Origin of the sequence: Rhizobium sp. RCC_161_2 (assembly GCF_041355235.1) — a bacterium.
Lineage (GTDB): Bacteria > Pseudomonadota > Alphaproteobacteria > Rhizobiales > Rhizobiaceae > Rhizobium.
The window spans coordinates 1-18,362 of the sequence record NZ_JBFUPL010000010.1 but is presented as its reverse complement, the minus strand read 5'-3'; the positions used below and the strand labels follow the sequence as shown (position 1 = coordinate 18,362).

The following is an 18,362-nucleotide window of genomic DNA, read 5'->3' as shown; positions in this document are numbered from 1 at the left end:
GTCGACGTGGATCGTCCAGTTCAGCCCTGCAGCCATGTCTATTGCTTCAGCTTGTGCTCTTCGACCTTCAGGGCATCGGCGAGCCGCGCCTTGGCCGAGCCCGGCTGTAACGGTTTCTGCTGGCTTTCATGCGGCGTCCAGCCGGACGCGTAGATGATCGTGAAGGTCGCCCTTATTCTCCCGTCGGGATCGGAATAGCGCTCGGCGTAAAGTTCGGCCGCGCGCAGGAAGAAGGCGCGCGTTAGCGGCTTGCGACTGCGGTCAGCAAGCGGGTTGGTCATGCCCATGGCGCGCAGGTCGCGCATCAGCGCGAACAGATTGTCGTAGCGCACCGTGTAGTTCTCCGCATCGATCACCGGCAGGGTGAAGCCGGCGCGTTGCAGCAGGCCGCCGACATCGCGGACCTCCGCAAAGGGTATGACGCGCGGGCTTGCGCCGCCGGTAAGCTCGATCTCGGTGGCCAGCAGCACGTCGCGCAGTTCCTGCAGCGTGCCCAGGCCGGGGATCGCGGCCAGGAACAAGCCATCAGCCTTCAGCGCGCGGCGCACCTGGATGAAGACGCCGGGCGTGTCGTTGGTGACATGCAGGCTGAGCGGCGACAGCACCAGATTGACGGATTCGGCCGCCAGCGGCAGTTCCTCCAGCGACGCCTTGATCAGCGCCTCGCCGGGGGCGGCAAAGCCGGCCTCGCCTTCGATGCGCCTGATATGGCCGATCTTGCCGGTGGCGAGCGCCTCGCGCGCCGCAATGCCGGTCGCGCCATGCAGCTCGATCGCCTCGTCGAAATGCCGCTCGATGACGGAGAGCCGTTCAGCCAATTCACGGGCCGCGATCTCCAGCAGGAAGGCGGCTTTCGTGTCCCCCTGTTTCAGCGCCCGGTGCCTGCGGGCGGCGAGCAGCGATTGGTCGAACACGATGTCCATGGCGGTTTCCTGCAATCTGATCTCATCGGCGCAGCCTCGCGGCCAGCCATGTTTTCCCTTCGCAAAGCCTGCGGGAAAAAGCTAGTGTCAATGATATGGGGATTGTCGGGAATGAAATCATGCTGTCGAGATTGCGGGCTGGCCTGGCAAAGCCGTGGCTGGCGCTCGCCGATCTTGTCTATCCTCCCGCCTGTCCCGGCTGCGGCGCTTCGACGGGCGCGCATCGCAGCCTTTGCCCGACCTGCTGGTCCGGCGTCCGTTTCATCGAGCGGCCCTATTGCGAGGTGCTGGGCAGCCCGTTCACCCACGATCTCGGCACGGGGATCCTGAGCGCCGAGGCGATCGCCGATCCGCCGGTCTTTGACCGGCTGCGCTCGGCAGCCATTCATGACGGCGTCGTCCGGGATCTCGTGCTCGGACTGAAATATCGCGACCGCACCGATCTGGCTCCGATGATGGCAGGATGGATGCTGCGCGCCAGCGACGGCGCGGTCGCCGCCTGTGACGCGATCATCCCGGTGCCGCTGCATCGGGCGCGGCTGTTCTCACGCAAATACAATCAGGCGGCGGAACTGGCCCGGCACCTCGCCCGGCTCTCCGGCAAACCGCTGCTGGCGGCGACGCTACTGCGCACCAAGCGAACGAGCCAGCAGGTCGGCCTCGGCGCGAAGGCGCGACAAGACAATGTGCGTGGGGCTTTCACCATTCCCGAAAGCCGTGCGGTCGACATTCTCGGCCGTCGTATCGTGCTGATCGACGATGTCTATACGACCGGTGCGACGGTGGCGGCGGCAACGCGGGCGTTGAAAAAAGCCGGTGCCTCGGATGTGACGGTTTTGACCTTTGCAAGGGCTGTCGACGTGCTTATATGACAGGTAACCTGCAATTTTCCGGAGTGGATCATGGCATCCGTTGTCATCTATACGCGTGAGTTCTGCGGCTACTGTGCCCGGGCGAAATCCCTGCTCGAGTCCAAGGGCGTCGACTATGTCGAACACAACGCCACCTATTCGCCCGCGCTGCGCCAGGAGATGATCGAGAAGGCCAAGGGCCAATCGACCTTCCCGCAGATTTTCATCAATGGCGAGCATGTCGGCGGATGCGACGATATCCATGCGCTCGATCGGGCGGGCAAGCTCGATCCGCTGCTGGCCGCCTGAACCGGATCACACTCGGAGACAATGATGACCTTCAAAGCCGCCGCCATTCAGATGTGTTCCGGTGTCGATCCGGTGAAGAACGCTGCCGATATGGCGCGGCTGGTTCGCGAGGCGGCGGCTCAGGGCGCCGTCTATGTGCAGACGCCGGAAATGACCGGCGCGGTGCAGAAGGACCGGCCGGGCCTGCGCGCCGTGCTGCGCGACGAGGCCAATGACATCATCGTCAAGACGGCGTCGGACCTCGCCAAGGAACTCGGCATCCATGTGCATGTCGGCTCGACGGCGATCCCGCTCGATGACGGCAAGATCGCCAATCGCGGCTTTCTCTTCGGGCCGGACGGCAAGCTCATCAGCCGCTACGACAAGATCCACATGTTCGACGTCGATCTCGACAATGGCGAGAGCTGGCGCGAGAGCGCGGTCTATCGTCCCGGCTCCGAGGCGCGCATCGTGTCGCTGCCCTTCGCCGAACTCGGCTTTTCCATCTGCTACGATGTGCGCTTTCCGCAGCTCTTCCGCGCCCAGGCTGTTGCCGGCGCGCAGGTGATGACGGTCCCGGCCGCCTTTACCCGCCAGACCGGCGAGGCCCATTGGGAAATCCTGCTCCGGGCGCGGGCGATCGAAAACGGCATGTTCGTCATCGCCGCCGCCCAGGCCGGCGTTCACGAGGACGGTCGCGAGACCTTCGGTCATTCGATGATCATCGATCCCTGGGGCAAGGTGCTGGCGTCGGCCGGTGGTACGGGTGAGGCAGTCCTCGTCGCCGAGATCGACGTTGCGGCGGTCAAATCCGCCCATGACAAGATCCCCAATCTTAAAAATGCGCGTGAATTCTCGCTGGAGAAGATCGCGACGCCGGCGGCTGGAGGCGTCGCGGCTTGATCCGTTATTCGCTGAGATGTGACAAGGCCCATGAGTTCGAGGGCTGGTTTTCGGAAAGCGCCGATTTCGACCGTCAGGTCGCAAGCGGTTTCCTGACCTGCCCCGTCTGCAATTCGGGTGCGATCTCCAAACTCCTGATGGCGCCGTCGGTTTCGACCGCGCGCAAGAAGGACGAGCTGCAGACGCTTGCCATGGACGCTGCCCGCAAGGAGGCGATGATCAAGCTCAAGGAGGCCGTCGACAGCATCAAGGCGAATGCCGAGGATGTCGGCGCGAAATTCCCGGAAGAGGCCCGCAAGATCCATTACGGCGAGGCCGATGCCCGAGGGATCATCGGTAAGGCGACGCCGGATGAGGCGCAGGCACTGGTCGAGGAAGGCATCGAGATCGCCGCCATCCCCGTTCTGCCGGATGACATCAACTGATGCCGCATGGCGGCAGATATCTCGCAATGTATAATTTCGGGCTGCATGTGGCGCCCTATGAAAGCCCAGAGGTTGAAGGATTTCGCCTGCGCGAAGACGCCAATTTCGAGGCTGCCGCCCGCGCCCATGGCTTCATCGGCCGCTCCGGTTATGACGGTGTGCCGGGACCGGCATGCTGGGGCCGCCAAGTCTTCCCGCGTTTCATCGAGGGCAGCGGCTTTGCGACGGCACCGTCCTCGCTTTCGCTCTGGACCGATATCGAATCCCTGATGGCCTTCAGCTACAACGGTGTCCATGCCGATGCGTTGAAGCATGCGCGGCATTGGAACGTGAAGCAGCGCTGGCCGGCACTGGTGCTATGGTGGGTCGACGCTGGTGTCGTTCCCGAATGGAAAGAGGGAACCGAGCGGCTGGAACGGCTTCACGATGAAGGGTCCAGTGCTGCGGCTTTCACCTTCAAGCAGCCCTATGATGCGGATGGTAACCTCGCGACGATCGACCGAGAGAAGATCAAAGAGATCGCTGCATCGAACGCCATCGGGCAGCACGATCTACTGGCGTATGTCCTGACGCTGAAAGCTTGATCCGGCAGGACGGCGGTTTTCAGCCCGCCCGCTTTGCCAGCAGCATGTAGTTCACATCCATGTCCTTCGACAGGTTCCAGCGGTCCTGTAGCGGCGAATAGAAGACGCCGGTGCGGGCGATGATCTCAAGGCCGTCGGCGGCGAGCGGCTTTTCGATCTCTTCGGGACGGACGAGCTTTTCATATTGATGCGTGCCGCGCGGCAGCCAGCGCAGGACGTTTTCGGCGGCGAAGATGGCAAGTGCGGCCGCCTTCATGGTGCGGTTGATGGTGGCGACGTACATCAGGCCGCCGGGGCGCACCATCCTGGCGCAGGTCGTCAGGAAAAACTCGACGTCGGCGACGTGTTCGACCACTTCCATGTTCAGCACGATATCGAAGGTCTCGCCGGCCTCGGCCAGTTGCTCGGCGGTTACGGCACGATAATCGACGGGAACGCCGGAGGCTTTCGCATGCGTCGAGGCGATGCCGATGTTCTTTTCGGACGGGTCGGCGCCGACGACCGAGGCGCCCATGCGCGCGACCGGCTCGGACAGCAATCCGCCGCCGCAGCCGATATCGAGCACACGCAGGCCCTCCAATGGCCTTGCGCTCTTCGGATCGCGGCCGAAATTCTCGCAGGCGTGGTCGCGGATATAGGCGAGGCGCACCGGATTGAACTTGTGCAGCGGCTTGAACTTGCCGGTCGGGCTCCACCATTCCGCCGCCATCGCGGAAAAGCGATCCACTTCGCTCTGGTCGATCGTGCTTTTCGCCGCTTCGCTCATGGTTCCGCTCCTTGGTCCGGGTGGCACTTCGGTAGATGTGAAGTCGGACGATCGCGAGCCGATGTCAAGGGCCGAGGCGGTTTGACCAACCGCGGGATTGTGTTCGATATTCGGGAAGGGCATTCGCGAAAGCTTGACAGCTAGGAGTTTCGTGGTCGATCAACTGTCACGATTGTCTAATAGGCTTTTGAATTCAGGGCTATTGTGTCGCACTGGTATACGGGGAGGGGCTTCATGCGATCATTCTTTTACGTGGCGACCGTCCTCGCCTCCTGTCTTGCGGCCGCGACCGCATTTGCCGGCGACGGTAAGGGCTTTCGTCTGACGATCGATGGCGTCGAAGTGGGTATCAATCCCGGCGATACGCTTGATGTCACCACCAAGGACGGCCGCAAGCTTTCGGTGGAACTGCGGCGCAGCGACACGGTCACTTTTGCCGGCACCAAGTTTTCCTTCGACCATGACGGCCAGTTCACGGTCGCCAAAAGCGATCTTGGTGGCGGTATTATGCAGTATGCCCTGATCACGCCGATCGGCACCGGTGTCATCGTGCAGGAGTATAAGGGCCTCAATCCTTCCAGCATTACCGACTTCATGCTGCAGCAGATGGTGCAGGAAGGCATCGACGGCGGCGCCAAGATCAAGAAGGAAGCAACCCAGCGAACCTTGACCGCCGGCAATGTGCTGAAGGGCGTCAAGGCGGAGACCACGACCACCAACGATGTCATGGATTATGAAATCGTCGCGACGGGTCGCCCGGATGGCGGTATTCTTGTCGCCACCTTCGCCAACAAGGAAAACCTCCCCAAGGAAGGGGCGATCATCGACAAGCTCTGGTCGAGCCTCAAAGTGGAGTATTAAAGAGAACTATTACACCGCGCCATGCTATTGCACCCGCCTGCCAAACTCGCTAAGAGACGCCCCCATTGAGATTAGGCTTTTCCGGCCATTGCACCGGAAGGGCTATTTTGCATGCCGGGCTCATCGCGTTTCGGCCGCCCGGCGCTGATACTGGTAGAGGCACATGGCACGCATCGTGATGAAATTCGGCGGAACGTCCGTCGCGGATCTGGACCGTATCAAGAATGTCGCACGCCATGTGAAACGCGAGGTCGACGCCGGCCATGAGGTCGCGGTCGTCGTTTCCGCCATGTCCGGCAAGACCAACGAGCTGGTCGGCTGGGTGCAGAACATGCCGAAGGTCACGGGCGCCAATCATTCCATCTATGATGCGCGTGAATATGACGCCGTCGTCGCCTCCGGCGAGCAGGTGACCTCCGGGTTGCTGGCGATTGCGCTGCAGGCGATGGGCATCAATGCCCGCTCCTGGCAGGGCTGGCAGATCCCTATCCGGACCGACAACGCCCATGGTGCTGCCCGTATTCTCGAGATCGAAGGCGCTGAAATCATCCGTCGCATGGGTGAAGGCCAGGTGGCTGTCGTCGCCGGTTTTCAGGGGCTCGGCCCCGACAACCGCCTCTCGACGCTTGGCCGCGGCGGCTCCGATACGTCTGCCGTGGCGATCGCCGCTGCGGTGAAGGCCGATCGCTGCGATATCTATACCGATGTCGACGGCGTCTACACGACGGATCCGCGCATCGAGCCGAAGGCGCGTCGTCTGAAGAAGATCGCCTTCGAAGAAATGCTCGAAATGGCCTCCCTCGGCGCCAAGGTGCTGCAGGTGCGCTCGGTCGAGCTGGCCATGGTCTTTAAGGTCCGCACTTTCGTGCGCTCCTCATTTGAAGATCCCGATGCTCCGGGCATGGGCGATCTGTTGAACCCGCCCGGAACGCTGATTTGTGACGAGGAAGAAATCGTGGAACAGGAAGTAGTCACCGGCATTGCCTACGCCAAGGATGAAGCCCAGATCTCGCTGCGCCGTCTTGCCGACCGGCCAGGCGTCTCCGCCGCGATCTTCGGGCCTTTGGCCGAAAGCCATATCAACGTCGACATGATCGTCCAGAACATTTCCGAGGACGGTTCCAAGACCGACATGACCTTCACGGTTCCTTCGGGCGATGTCGAAAAGGCGTTGCGCGTTCTCGGCGAGAACAAGGACAAGATCGGCTACGACGTCGTCCAAAACGAATCAGGTCTCGTCAAGGTTTCGGTCATCGGCATCGGCATGCGCTCGCATGCCGGCGTTGCCGCGACCGCTTTCCAGGCACTTGCCGAAAAAGGCATCAACATCAAGGCTATTACGACGTCGGAAATCAAGATTTCCATCCTGATCGACGGTCCTTATGCGGAACTCGCAGTCAGGACTTTGCATTCCTGCTACGGTCTGGATAAGAGTTGATAAAGGATTGCTGACAACGGACCGTGACGGAGGTGAGTTTCGGCCGGCCCTGACGTGGGCAAGACTGGCGGCAATATCTTGATTTCGGGAGCTAGAGACGCAATGAGAGACCTATCCGGCGGTCCACGCGTTCTGCTCAAGCGGCTGCGCGAACTGATGGCGGAGCCGCTGGAGCCGCAGGAGCGTCTTGACCGGATCGTCCGCCAGATCGCCAGCAATATGGTCGCCGAGGTCTGCTCGGTCTACGTGCTGCGCGCCGATGGCGTGCTCGAACTCTACGCCACCGAAGGCCTGAACAAGGAAGCTGTCCACCTTTCACAACTGAAGATGGGCCAGGGCCTGGTCGGCACCATCGCGGCTTCCGCCCAGCCGCTCAATCTCTCGGACGCGCAATCGCATCCCGCCTTCCGCTACCTGCCGGAAACCGGTGAAGAGGTCTACCACTCCTTCCTCGGCGTGCCGATCCTGCGCACTGGCCGCTCGCTCGGCGTCCTCGTCGTGCAGAACAAGGCAAGCCGCAACTATCGCGAAGAAGAGCTGGAAGCGCTCGAGACGACGGCGATGGTGCTGGCCGAGATGATCGCCACCGGCGAGCTGAAGAAGATCACCAAGCCGGGCCTCGAACTCGATCTTACCCGCTCGGTCACCATCGACGGCGACAGCTACAATGAAGGCGTCGGCCTTGGCTATGTCGTGCTGCACGAGCCGCGCATCGTCGTCACCAATCTCCTGAATGAGGATACCGACAAGGAAATCGGCCGGCTGGCGGAGGCGCTCGGTTCGCTGCGCATCTCCATCGACGACATGCTGTCGCGCCGCGACGTTTCCATGGAAGGCGAGCACCGCGAGGTTCTGGAAACCTACCGCATGTTCGCCCATGATCAGGGTTGGGTGCGCAAGCTCGAAGAGGCGATCCGCAACGGCCTGACGGCGGAAGCCGCGGTCGAGAAGGTGCAGAGCGACACCAAGGCGCGGATGATGCGCCTGACCGATCCGTATCTGCGTGAGCGCATGCATGATTTCGAGGATCTGGCCAACCGGTTGCTCCGCCAGCTCACCGGCTATTCCGGCCGCACGGCCGCCGACGGCTTCCCGAACGATGCGGTGATCTTTGCGCGCGCCATGGGCGCCGCCGAGCTGCTCGATTATCCCCGCGCCAATATTCGCGGCCTGGTACTGGAAGAAGGCGCGGTCACCAGCCACGTCGTCATCGTTGCCCGCGCCATGGGCATTCCGGTCGTCGGCCAGGCGGCGGGCGTCGTGGCGCTTGCCGAAAACGGCGATTCCGTCATCATCGATGGCGACGGCGGCCATGTGCACCTGCGGCCGATGGCCGACCACCAGCGGTCCTATGAAGAAAAGGTGCGTTTCCGCGCCCGCCGGCAGGAGCAGTTCCGGGCGCTGCGTTCGGTCGAGCCGGTCACCAAGGACGGGCAGCGCATTTCGCTGTTGATGAATGCCGGTCTGCTGGTCGACCTGCCGCAGCTTGCCGAATCCGGCGCGGAAGGTATCGGCCTGTTCCGCACCGAGCTGCAATTCATGATCGCCTCGACCATGCCGAAGGCGGAGGAGCAGGAAGCCTTCTATCGCAGCGTGCTGAAGCAGGCGGGTGGGCGTGTCGTCACCTTCAGGACGCTCGATATCGGCGGCGACAAGGTCGTGCCCTATTTCCGCGCCCATGAGGAAGAAAACCCGGCGCTCGGCTGGCGCGCCATTCGCCTGTCGCTCGACCGGCCCGGCCTGCTGCGCACGCAGTTGCGCGCCATGCTGAAGGCGGCTGCCGACAGCGAATTGAAAATGATGGTGCCGATGGTCACTGAGGTTTCCGAGATCGAGGCGGTGCGCGAGCTCGTTCAGAAGGAAGTGCAGCATCTGTCGCGCTTCGGCCATGCCCTGCCGCGCAAGTTGCAGTTCGGCGCCATGCTGGAAGTGCCGGCGCTGCTCTGGCAGCTCGACGAGCTGATGGCGGCGGTCGATTTCGTCTCGGTCGGCTCCAACGATCTCTTCCAGTTCTCGATGGCGGTCGACCGCGGCAATGCGCGCGTGTCGGACCGTTTCGATCCGCTCGGACGCCCGTTCCTGCGCATCCTGCGCGACATCGTGCGTGCCGGCGAACGCAACAAGACGCCGGTGACGCTGTGCGGCGAGCTTGCCGGCAAGACGATTTCGGCGATGGCGCTTTTAGGGCTTGGCTTCCGCTCGGTATCGATGTCGCCGGCCTCTATCGGCCCGGTCAAGGCGATGCTGCTCGGCCTCGACCTCCAGGCCTTGTCGAAGGTTATGGAAGAGGCGCTGGACGACAAGCGTCCGACAGCCTCGATGCGCGACATCCTTGCGGGCTTTGCCGAGAGCCACAATATTCCGTTGTAGACAGAACAAATAAGAAGAATTGGAGTGTGGGGTGGCAAACCTTCCCATTGAAAAAATGCGCGAATTGGAACGCCGTTTCGGCGAGATCGAAGCGCGTATGTCCGCCGGTCCGGCGGCGGATGTCTATGTGAAGCTTGCTTCCGAATATTCTGAACTGCAGCCGGTCGTCGCCAAGATCCGCGACTATGAGAAGGCGATTGCCGAGGCTTCGGATCTGGAAGCCATGCTTGCCGACAAATCGGTCGACCGCGAGATGCGCGATCTTGCTGACATGGAACTGCCCGAGGTCAAAGAGCGGATCGAGGCGCTGGAACAGGACATCCAGATCCTGCTGCTGCCGAAGGACGCCGCCGACGAAAAGAGCGCGATCCTCGAAATTCGCGCCGGAACCGGTGGCTCGGAAGCCGCCCTTTTCGGCGGCGATCTCTTTCGCATGTATGAGCGCTTCGCCGCGAACAACGGCTGGAAAGTGGAAATCCTCTCGGCCAGCGACGGCGAAGCTGGCGGCTATAAGGAAATCATCGCGACGATCACCGGCAAGGGCGTGTTCTCGCGGCTGAAATTCGAATCCGGCGTGCATCGCGTGCAGCGCGTGCCGGAAACCGAGGCGGGCGGACGCATCCATACATCGGCGGCAACCGTCGCCGTTTTGCCGGAAGCCGAGGAAATCGATATCGAAATTCGCGCCGAGGATATCCGCATCGACACCATGCGCTCCTCCGGCGCCGGCGGCCAGCACGTCAACACCACGGACTCGGCGGTACGTATCACTCATCTTCCCTCGGGGATCGTGGTGACAAGTTCGGAAAAGTCGCAGCACCAGAACCGCGCCAAGGCAATGCAGGTGCTGCGTTCGCGTCTCTTCGACATGGAGCGCCAGCGCGCCGATAGCGAACGCTCCGCCGACCGCAAAAGCCAGGTCGGCTCCGGTGACCGCTCGGAGCGCATCCGCACCTACAATTTCCCGCAGGGGCGTGTCACCGACCATCGCATTAACCTGACGCTCTACAAGCTCGATCGGATGATGGAAGGCGAGATCGACGAAGTGGTCGATGCGCTTCGCGCGGATTATCAGGCGAGCCAACTCGCCCAGCTCGGCGAACAGGCATGAGCGGCGGCCCGGGAGCAACCGTCGCTGGACTGTTCCAGGAGGTGCGCGCCCGCTTCATCGAGGCCGATCTCGATGATCCCGCCACCGAGGCCCGCATCCTCGTCGGCGGTCTTCTTCAGCTTTCATCGACGGAGCTGGTCACGAGCGGCACCGAGGCCGTGGCGCCGGATCGCGTGGAGGCGGCGCGAGCGGCGATTGCACGCCGGCTTAATCACGAGCCGGTGCATCGCATTCTCGGCGAGCGAGAGTTTTACGGCCTGCCTATGACGCTGTCGGCTGCGACGCTGGAGCCGCGCCCAGACACGGAAATCCTGGTCGACACCATGCTGCAGCATGCGCGGCGCCTTGCAACGATCCATGGGACGATCCATCTACTGGACATGGGAACGGGAACCGGAGCCATCTGTCTCGCGCTACTCCATGAATGCCCGCAGGCGACGGGTATCGGTTCCGATATTTCCGGCGAAGCTTTGGAAACGGCGCGGGCAAATGCTGCACGCAATGGCTTGGCGGCACGCTTCGATACGGTGCAGGGAAGCTGGTTTGAGGCCATCCACGGTCGATTTCACGTTATTGTCTCAAATCCGCCCTATATTGAGTCCAGTGTCATTTCCACTCTCGCTCCAGAAGTAAAGAATTTCGATCCTCCGGCAGCTCTCGATGGCGGCCTTGATGGGCTGGATGCATATAGAGCAATCGCAAAGGATGCGGCGCGGTTTCTACACCGAGATGGTATTGTCGGCGTGGAGATCGGTTATGATCAGCGCAAGACGGTGACTTCGGTTTTTGAAGGAGCAGGATTTTTCCTAATCGAAGCAGCCCGGGACTATGGACACAACGACCGGGTGCTCGTGTTTCAATATCACCACTAACGCGACAATTTGCAGCAGGTTCATGGGACCTTGTTGTTATCGCAAAGAAAAGGCTTGGATTTCCTGATGAAGCGATATAGGTTGCGCTCACGCGTTGGGCGGCTGGGAATAGGCGAGACGATTCGCCTGTCTTGGACAGCCTCGGGGATCCGCTCTCTGATAAGAGTGTCAAAGGTTGAAGATAACCCAATGCGTGATCAGTTAATCTGACGTAGTCGAGCGGCAGACCGGCGCTTAAGGCGCAGTTTGCTTGCGGCACGCAGGCTCTGGCTTGGAGGTTTCCAGCCACGGCGGCAGGTGCCGTTTATAATTTCATCCCAACTAAGAAAATTCAGGTGAAGGATCTATGAGGCCAGGACAGCAGAATAAGCGCGGTCGGGGGCGTGGTAACAACAACGGCGGCGGCGGCGGAAACAATAACAACAATAACAATTTCAACCGCAAGGGCTCAAACCCGCTGACCAGGACTTACGACAGCTCCGGTCCCGATGTAAAAATCCGCGGAACCGCACAGCATATCGCTGAGAAGTACGCGACGCTTGCTCGCGATGCGCAGAGCTCCGGCGACCGCGTCATGGCGGAAAACTACCTCCAGCACGCTGAACATTACAATCGGATCATTGCCAGCGCCCAGGCGCAGATGCAGGAACGCTTTCAGCGCGACGAACAGCATAACCCCAATGATCGTGACAATGCCGACCGCGACATGGATGACATGGATGCGAACGACAATGACATGGATGATCAGCCGCAGATGGCGCCGCCTCCGGTGCGTGTCCGTGCTCCTGCTCCAGTCGTGGTTGCCGCGCCTGAGCCCGAGGTTATCGACGGCACCGGCCCGCAGCCGGTGATCGAAGGCATTCCTGCCGAAGTTGCGATCGAGGAAGAAACGCCCGTCGCTGCCGGTGAACGCCAGCCGCGCCGCCGCAATGCCGGCAATCGTCCCCGTCGTCAGCCGCGCCGCAATGCCGATGCTGAAGGGCAGGGCGAAGGCGAAGGTGCTTCGAGCGAAGCCCCCGCACTGGTGGAAGCCGCTACGGAATAAGGACTGTTCATATGCACGGGTCGCTGCTGCAAAGGCGGAGCCAGTCATGTGTTTACAAAAACCCCGGCGTGAGCCGGGGTTTTTTCGTTTCCGGCACCCTTTAAACTCTTCAAATCCCCTCCCATATTCTCCCCTGTTGCCTTGCCGCAAATCTCAATCGGCGGTGGGCGGGGTCTGCCTTTCAGGGGACTCAATCTCAAATATCGGTCTGTGCCAATCTGGGCAGAGCGATTCACGGAGGTCTACAAATGAATATTGAAAAATACTCCGAGCGCGTGCGCGGCTTTTTACAGTCCGCGCAGACCAATGCCTTGTCGCAAGGAAATCAGCAATTCACGCCCGAGCATGTGCTGAAAGTGCTTCTGGACGACGACCAGGGCATGGCGTCTTCGTTGATCGAACGTGCCGGCGGCGACGCCAAGGCTGCGCGTCTCGCCAATGATGCCGCCCTTGCCAAGCTGCCGAAAGTGTCCGGTGGCGACGGTCAGGTCTATCTCTCGCAGCCGCTTGCGAAGGTCTTCACCACGGCCGAAGACGCCGCCAAGAAGGCCGGCGACAGTTTCGTCACGGTCGAGCGCCTGCTGCAGGCATTGGCGATCGAGTCGTCTGCGTCGACCTCAGCGACGCTGAAGAAGGCTGGCGTCACGCCGACCGGGCTCAACCAGGTCATCAACGACATCCGCAAGGGTCGTACCGCTGATTCCGCTAATGCGGAGCAGGGCTTCGATTCCCTGAAGAAATATGCCCGTGATCTCACCGCCGAGGCCCGCGAGGGCAAGCTTGACCCGGTGATTGGACGCGACGACGAAATCCGCCGCACCATCCAGGTCCTCTCCCGCCGCACGAAGAACAACCCCGTGCTGATCGGCGAACCCGGCGTCGGCAAGACGGCGATCGTCGAAGGCCTGGCGTTGCGCATCGTCAATGGCGACGTACCGGAATCGCTGAAGGACAAGAAATTGATGGCGCTCGACATGGGTGCCCTGATTGCCGGCGCGAAGTTTCGCGGCGAATTCGAAGAGCGGCTGAAGGCCGTGCTCAACGAGGTGCAGTCGGAAAACGGCGAGATCATCCTGTTCATCGACGAAATGCACACGCTTGTTGGAGCCGGCAAGGCCGATGGCGCCATGGATGCCTCGAACCTTTTGAAGCCCGCGCTTGCCCGCGGCGAGCTGCATTGCGTCGGCGCGACCACGCTCGACGAATATCGCAAGCATGTCGAAAAGGATCCGCCCCTTGCACGCCGTTTCCAGCCCGTCATGGTCGAGGAGCCGACGGTCGAGGACACGATTTCGATCCTGCGCGGCCTGAAGGAAAAATACGAGCAGCACCACAAGGTCCGCATCGCCGATGCCGCCCTGGTGGCCGCCGCGACCCTGTCGAACCGCTACATTACCGACCGCTTCCTGCCGGACAAGGCCATCGATCTGATGGACGAGGCCGCAGCGCGCCTGCGCATGCAGGTGGATTCGAAGCCGGAAGAGCTCGATGAACTCGATCGTCGCATCATCCAGCTGAAGATCGAGCGCGAGGCGCTGAAGAAGGAAACCGACCAGGCCTCGGCCGACCGGCTGAAGCGGCTGGAGACCGAGTTGACTTCGCTGGAAGAGGAAGCCGATGCGCTGACCGCGCGGTGGCAGGCTGAAAAGCAGAAGCTGGGTCTTGCCGCCGATCTGAAGAAGAAGCTCGACGAGGCCCGCAACGAATTGGCCATTGCCCAGCGCAAGGGTGAGTTCCAGCGCGCCGGCGAGCTTGCCTATGGCGTGATCCCGAATCTGGAAAAGGATCTCCAGACTGCCGAAGAGCAGGATGGCGGTCGCGATACCATGGTGCAGGAAGTGGTCACCGCCGACAACATCGCCCATATCGTCTCCCGCTGGACCGGGATTCCCGTGGACAAGATGCTGGAAGGCGAGCGCGACAAGCTGCTGCGGATGGAAGACGAACTGGCGAAGTGGGTCGTCGGTCAGGGCGATGCCGTCCAGGCAGTGTCGCGCGCCGTTCGCCGCTCGCGCGCCGGCCTGCAGGATCCGAATCGGCCGATCGGCTCGTTCATCTTTCTCGGCCCGACCGGCGTCGGCAAGACGGAGCTGACCAAGGCGCTTGCCCGCTTCCTCTTCGACGATGATACGGCGTTGGTGCGCATGGACATGTCGGAATATATGGAGAAACACTCCGTTGCCCGGCTGATCGGCGCCCCTCCCGGCTATGTCGGCTATGAAGAGGGCGGCGCCCTCACGGAAGCCGTACGCCGCAGGCCCTATCAGGTCGTGCTATTCGACGAGATCGAAAAGGCGCATCCCGATGTCTTCAACATCCTGCTCCAGGTTCTGGATGACGGGCGGTTGACGGATGGACAGGGCCGCACGGTCGATTTCCGCAACACCATGATCATCATGACCTCGAACCTCGGTGCTGAATACCTGACCCAGCTTAAGGAAGGCGACGACAGCGACCAGGTGCGCGAGCAGGTGATGGATGTGGTGCGGGCACATTTCCGGCCGGAGTTCCTGAACCGCGTCGACGAGATCATCCTGTTCCATCGCCTGAAGCGCGAAGAGATGGGGGCGATCGTCGATATCCAGCTCGAGCGGCTACTGCAGCTGCTGTCCGAACGCAAGATCGCGCTCGAACTCGACGAGGATGCCCGCAACTGGCTCGCCAACAGAGGGTATGATCCGGTCTATGGCGCAAGACCGCTGAAGCGGGTGATCCAGAAATATGTCCAGGATCCACTCGCCGAGCAGATTCTCTCCGGCCAATTGCCGGATGGGTCGCGCGTACTGGTCACCAGCGGTTCGGACAGATTGCTGTTCCGCCCGCGCGGGGCGGTCAGCGAAGCGGCATAAGCGGCTTAGTTCTCATGTGACTCTATGAAATGGCGGCTCTCGGGCCGCCATTTCCCGTCCGGGGCTGGTGCCGAAATCGCCTTGCCGCGGTGAGGCTCTTCGGTGAAGCTGGCATGGCGTTGGAGAATCGCTCGGAGGCGGGGACATCATCATGCTTATTATCTTCGGTGGCTTGCCGGGCAGCGGGAAAACCACGACTGCGCAGGCCTTGGCGAAACGGTTGAAGGCTGTGTATGTCCGGGTCGATACGATCGAGCATGCGCTGCGAAATTCCGATGTTCTGAAAGCGGATGAAGGCCCGGCCGGCTATATGATTGCCTATGGTGTCGCCGAGGACAACCTCAAGCTGGGACAGACGGTCGTCGCGGATTCGGTCAATTCCATCCGTATCACGCGCGATGCCTGGCTATCGGTCGCAAAGCGGGCCGGCACGCAAGCGGTCGAAGTGGAAGTCGTCTGTTCGGACAGGGCCGAGCATCGCCGGCGTGCTGAAACGCGGATGACGGATATCGAAGGATTGGTAAAGCCGACATGGGACAAGACCGTCAACCGGCATTATGAGGACTGGGGCACCCGCCCGATCGTCGTCGATACCGCACATAAGGCCGTAGATGACCTCATCGCCGAGCTGACGGTTCGGTTGGGGCATAGTCAGGACTGAAATCTCTGGTTGCTGCCAGGCTGCTCAAACGCCTGGGGTTTAGTCTTTGCTTGCAACCTGCTTCGACTTTTCGTCGCTCAGGAGCGTATCGATGCGCTTGCGCTCGTCCTGGAATTTGGCGAGTGCGACGCCGTCCAGCGTCTTGCCGCCGGGGAGGCGGATGCGCAGGGGGTCGACCTTGGTGCCGTTGACGATCAGCTCGTAATGCAGGTGCGGTCCGGTGGCGAGACCCGTCGAGCCGATGAAGCCGATGACCTGGCCCTGCACCACCTTGGCGCCGGGAACTACGCCCTTGGCGATGGCGCTCTGGTGGTTGTAGGAGGAGACATAGCCATTGGCATGGCGGATCAACGTCTGATTGCCGAAGCCGCCGGAATCCCAGCCGGCCTTTTCGACAATGCCGTTGCCGGCAGAGATGATCGGCGTGCCGCGGGGCGCTGCCCAGTCGACGCCGGTATGCATGCGCGCGAAGCCGAGGATCGGATGGCGCCGCATGCCGAAGCCGGATTTGAAGATGCCGGTCGGCACGGGATTGCGCAGCAGGAACTGCCGGATGCTCTTGCCGCTATCGTCGAAATAGTCGATCGAATGATCGTCCGGATCCTCGAAGCGATAGAAGCGGGTGACCGTGTCGCCGAATTTGGCGTTGACATAGAGCAGTTCGGAATCGGCCGTCGCCTGGCCGTTTGCGTCGGCGACGGAGAAAAAGGCCTCCAGCGTATCCGTCGGCTTCAGTTGTGCCTGGAAATCGACGTTGCTGGCGAGCAGCTTGACGATCTGCGCCACCATTTCCTTCGACATGCCATAGGAGAGGGCGGCGCGATAGATGCCGTCATAGACGCTCGGCAGGTCGCGGCCGGCGGCAACCACCGGCGCGTCATTGTCGAAGGCCGTGGCGATGGCATCGAGCATCGGCGGCTCGCTGCCGGCAACGAAATCGCCATGGTCGTTCTCGGCGACGGTCAGGACATGCTTGGTGCCGCGATAGATGCTGGCGCGGATGATCTTTGCCTGCTCGCCCTTCTGCAGGATGCCGATGCGCAGCACGTCACCGCCGGAAAGATTGGAGGCGCCGAACAACGGCACGATCTTCGCGGTGATGTCATCCGCATCCGCTTTCAGATAGCCGGCATTGGTGAGCGCGGTCGCGATCGGCGTCGCTTCACGGACCGGGATGATATCGTCGGCAAATTCCTGTGTCTGCGGCGTGACCGCCTCGGGCGCGGAGACCGACATGTTCTCCTCGACGATGCGGGCGGCAAGCCCTGCGGTCAGGTCGACATCGGTGTCATCCGTCGCAAAGCGGCGCGGGTCGATATAATAGAGCGCTGAAAGCTGAGTATTGCCGTCGGTGAGCACCGAGCCGTTGGAGCGCACATTCTCCTCGACCTCGTCCAGCGACATCGAGCCGGCAAGCGGGAAGGGCACATCCTTGGCCGGGAAGGGCACGGTCTTCAAGCTGACCTCGGATTCGACATCGGAACCGTAGATGGCACCGGTGCGATTGGCCGGCGGCGGAATGTTCTCGTCGGCGGAAAAGATCGCCAAGGGATCGAAGGCCGGATAGCTCTCTGTGGCGACGCGGTTGGTGGCAAGCGCGATCTTCACATGAGCGAAGGGCTGGCGGCGAACCACTTCCTTGTCGCCGTCGCGCACCACGGTCGAGACTTCCAGGATGGTCCGGTCGGATGGCTTGGACGCGATGGCGGTCGACACGAGGCGGCCGCCACGCACGACCTGATCCTCGGTGCTGTCATGGCTTCCACTATCCGATGTCGCGTAGGCTTCGGCGGGAATGGCAAGCTGCTGGCGTCCATCAAGTGCGGCAAACAGGGCAACGCCCATCAATATGCTGGAGGTGATGCCTGTGAGGAATGTGCCCGAAAGCCAGCGCAGGGAAACCTCGCGCCGGTCCGGCGCCCGCCTGCCATCGGCCAGGATTGGCGGCTCGTTTCCGAGCGATCGGAGCATCATCTTGTCCGTCATCATGCCAATCGAGATCCGGTTCCTTCATGCGAGCCGTGTAGCTGGGGGCGAAGATGTGCATATTTATGACGGGCGAGTCAAATGAGGCGCATCTGGTCTGTGGACTGTTTCGGTGCTTTGAAAGCCCCGGTTTCAGTGACAAGGTCGGCCTTATCTGGTGTCGATAGGGTGGGGATCAAGGGCTGCTCATTGTCATACTATGCGATCCCCTACCTATAATGGCACTGTTCCAGCGTGGTCTGGCGGTGTTCTCGGGGTTTTTGGGGCCTATTATGAGCCGGCTTCGGCAGGCTTCATAAAACCATCATAAGAATCAATCACTTGTGCTTTTTCTGACTTTTTTCAAAATCCAGTGTTGACTTGATCGAGGGGTGGGGATTATAAGCCCACTCACTGAACGAGGGCGGCGGCGCTGCTAGCGACGAAGTC

The 18,362-nt window shown here is 61.5% G+C and carries 16 protein-coding genes; 13 read left to right on the top strand and 3 right to left on the bottom strand.

What is annotated here, in order from left to right:
• Positions 1-38 precede the first annotated feature (38 nt).
• The gene (locus AB6803_RS23520; RefSeq protein WP_371111162.1) at positions 39-923 is read right to left on the bottom strand and encodes a class I SAM-dependent methyltransferase; all 885 of its coding nucleotides are present in this window, start codon (positions 921-923) and stop codon (positions 39-41) included.
• A gap of 95 nt (positions 924-1,018) precedes the next feature.
• On the opposite strand from AB6803_RS23520, the gene AB6803_RS23515 reads away from it, so the two are divergent.
• The 5 genes from AB6803_RS23515 to AB6803_RS23495 are packed head-to-tail and all read left to right on the top strand — an operon-like array spanning position 1,019 to position 3,974.
• A complete protein-coding gene (locus tag AB6803_RS23515) occupies positions 1,019-1,795 on the top strand; it encodes a ComF family protein (RefSeq protein ID WP_371111161.1) in 777 nt (258 codons plus the stop codon).
• Positions 1,796-1,825: 30 nt separating this feature from the next.
• A complete protein-coding gene (gene grxC, locus AB6803_RS23510; RefSeq protein ID WP_371111160.1) occupies positions 1,826-2,083 on the top strand; it encodes a glutaredoxin 3 in 258 nt (85 codons plus the stop codon).
• A gap of 24 nt (positions 2,084-2,107) precedes the next feature.
• Complete coding sequence (locus AB6803_RS23505; RefSeq protein WP_371111401.1) at positions 2,108-2,965, top strand: carbon-nitrogen hydrolase family protein; 858 nt, start codon at positions 2,108-2,110, stop codon at positions 2,963-2,965.
• Positions 2,962-3,390 carry a DUF1178 family protein gene (locus AB6803_RS23500; RefSeq protein ID WP_371111159.1) on the top strand — a complete coding sequence of 143 codons (429 nt, stop codon included), beginning with the start codon at positions 2,962-2,964 and terminating at the stop codon, positions 3,388-3,390. Before AB6803_RS23505 ends, AB6803_RS23500 begins: the two co-directional genes overlap by 4 nt.
• Positions 3,391-3,416: 26 nt before the next feature.
• Entirely contained in the window at positions 3,417-3,974 is a 558-nt protein-coding gene (locus tag AB6803_RS23495; protein WP_371111158.1) for a DUF3291 domain-containing protein, read from the top strand.
• A 19-nt stretch (positions 3,975-3,993) separates the two neighbouring features.
• Here AB6803_RS23495 and ubiG read toward each other — a convergent pair whose 3' ends face one another.
• Positions 3,994-4,740, bottom strand: coding sequence for a bifunctional 2-polyprenyl-6-hydroxyphenol methylase/3-demethylubiquinol 3-O-methyltransferase UbiG (gene ubiG / locus AB6803_RS23490; RefSeq protein ID WP_371111157.1), 747 nt, complete (start codon positions 4,738-4,740; stop codon positions 3,994-3,996).
• A gap of 234 nt (positions 4,741-4,974) precedes the next feature.
• On the opposite strand from ubiG, the gene AB6803_RS23485 reads away from it, so the two are divergent.
• The 8 genes from AB6803_RS23485 to AB6803_RS23450 all read left to right on the top strand — a co-directional run bounded on the left by AB6803_RS23485 (position 4,975) and on the right by AB6803_RS23450 (position 15,947).
• Positions 4,975-5,601 (top strand): hypothetical protein, encoded by a 627-nt coding sequence (locus tag AB6803_RS23485; protein ID WP_371111156.1) that lies wholly within the window; start codon positions 4,975-4,977, stop codon positions 5,599-5,601.
• Between the two features lie 163 nt (positions 5,602-5,764).
• A complete protein-coding gene (locus AB6803_RS23480; RefSeq protein WP_371111155.1) occupies positions 5,765-7,039 on the top strand; it encodes an aspartate kinase in 1,275 nt (424 codons plus the stop codon).
• A 102-nt stretch (positions 7,040-7,141) separates the two neighbouring features.
• On the top strand, positions 7,142-9,409 hold the full coding sequence (gene ptsP / locus AB6803_RS23475; protein ID WP_371111154.1) for a phosphoenolpyruvate--protein phosphotransferase: 2,268 nt from the start codon (positions 7,142-7,144) through the stop codon (positions 9,407-9,409).
• A gap of 31 nt (positions 9,410-9,440) precedes the next feature.
• A complete protein-coding gene (gene prfA, locus AB6803_RS23470) occupies positions 9,441-10,520 on the top strand; it encodes a peptide chain release factor 1 (RefSeq protein ID WP_368511151.1) in 1,080 nt (359 codons plus the stop codon).
• The gene (gene prmC, locus AB6803_RS23465) at positions 10,517-11,392 is read left to right on the top strand and encodes a peptide chain release factor N(5)-glutamine methyltransferase (protein WP_371111153.1); all 876 of its coding nucleotides are present in this window, start codon (positions 10,517-10,519) and stop codon (positions 11,390-11,392) included. The genes prfA and prmC overlap by 4 nt, the downstream gene beginning before the upstream one ends.
• A gap of 346 nt (positions 11,393-11,738) precedes the next feature.
• Positions 11,739-12,437, top strand: coding sequence for a DUF4167 domain-containing protein (locus tag AB6803_RS23460; protein WP_371111152.1), 699 nt, complete (start codon positions 11,739-11,741; stop codon positions 12,435-12,437).
• 248 nt (positions 12,438-12,685) lie between these two features.
• Positions 12,686-15,286 (top strand): ATP-dependent chaperone ClpB, encoded by a 2,601-nt coding sequence (gene clpB, locus AB6803_RS23455; RefSeq protein ID WP_371111151.1) that lies wholly within the window; start codon positions 12,686-12,688, stop codon positions 15,284-15,286.
• A gap of 151 nt (positions 15,287-15,437) precedes the next feature.
• A complete protein-coding gene (locus AB6803_RS23450; RefSeq protein ID WP_371111150.1) occupies positions 15,438-15,947 on the top strand; it encodes an AAA family ATPase in 510 nt (169 codons plus the stop codon).
• Between the two features lie 39 nt (positions 15,948-15,986).
• On the opposite strand, the gene AB6803_RS23445 is transcribed toward AB6803_RS23450, so the two are convergent.
• Positions 15,987-17,936 carry a M23 family metallopeptidase gene (locus tag AB6803_RS23445; protein WP_371111149.1) on the bottom strand — a complete coding sequence of 650 codons (1,950 nt, stop codon included), beginning with the start codon at positions 17,934-17,936 and terminating at the stop codon, positions 15,987-15,989.
• Positions 17,937-18,362 lie beyond the last annotated feature (426 nt).

Bases quoted from the DNA above. Each gene is read 5' to 3' on its own strand.
- ptsP (WP_371111154.1), top strand. From the start codon at position 7,142: ATGAGAGACCTATCCGGCGGTCCACGCGTTCTGCTCAAGCGGCTGCGC.
- AB6803_RS23495 (WP_371111158.1), top strand. From the start codon at position 3,417: ATGTATAATTTCGGGCTGCATGTGGCGCCCTATGAAAGCCCAGAGGTT.
- AB6803_RS23485 (WP_371111156.1), top strand. From the start codon at position 4,975: ATGCGATCATTCTTTTACGTGGCGACCGTCCTCGCCTCCTGTCTTGCG.
- clpB (WP_371111151.1), top strand. From the start codon at position 12,686: ATGAATATTGAAAAATACTCCGAGCGCGTGCGCGGCTTTTTACAGTCC.
- ubiG (WP_371111157.1), bottom strand. From the start codon at position 4,740: ATGAGCGAAGCGGCGAAAAGCACGATCGACCAGAGCGAAGTGGATCGC.
- prmC (WP_371111153.1), top strand. From the start codon at position 10,517: ATGAGCGGCGGCCCGGGAGCAACCGTCGCTGGACTGTTCCAGGAGGTG.
- AB6803_RS23505 (WP_371111401.1), top strand. From the start codon at position 2,108: ATGACCTTCAAAGCCGCCGCCATTCAGATGTGTTCCGGTGTCGATCCG.
- grxC (WP_371111160.1), top strand. From the start codon at position 1,826: ATGGCATCCGTTGTCATCTATACGCGTGAGTTCTGCGGCTACTGTGCC.
- AB6803_RS23515 (WP_371111161.1), top strand. From the start codon at position 1,019: ATGGGGATTGTCGGGAATGAAATCATGCTGTCGAGATTGCGGGCTGGC.
- AB6803_RS23520 (WP_371111162.1), bottom strand. From the start codon at position 923: ATGGACATCGTGTTCGACCAATCGCTGCTCGCCGCCCGCAGGCACCGG.
- AB6803_RS23480 (WP_371111155.1), top strand. From the start codon at position 5,765: ATGGCACGCATCGTGATGAAATTCGGCGGAACGTCCGTCGCGGATCTG.
- AB6803_RS23445 (WP_371111149.1), bottom strand. From the start codon at position 17,936: ATGATGACGGACAAGATGATGCTCCGATCGCTCGGAAACGAGCCGCCA.
- AB6803_RS23450 (WP_371111150.1), top strand. From the start codon at position 15,438: ATGCTTATTATCTTCGGTGGCTTGCCGGGCAGCGGGAAAACCACGACT.
- AB6803_RS23460 (WP_371111152.1), top strand. From the start codon at position 11,739: ATGAGGCCAGGACAGCAGAATAAGCGCGGTCGGGGGCGTGGTAACAAC.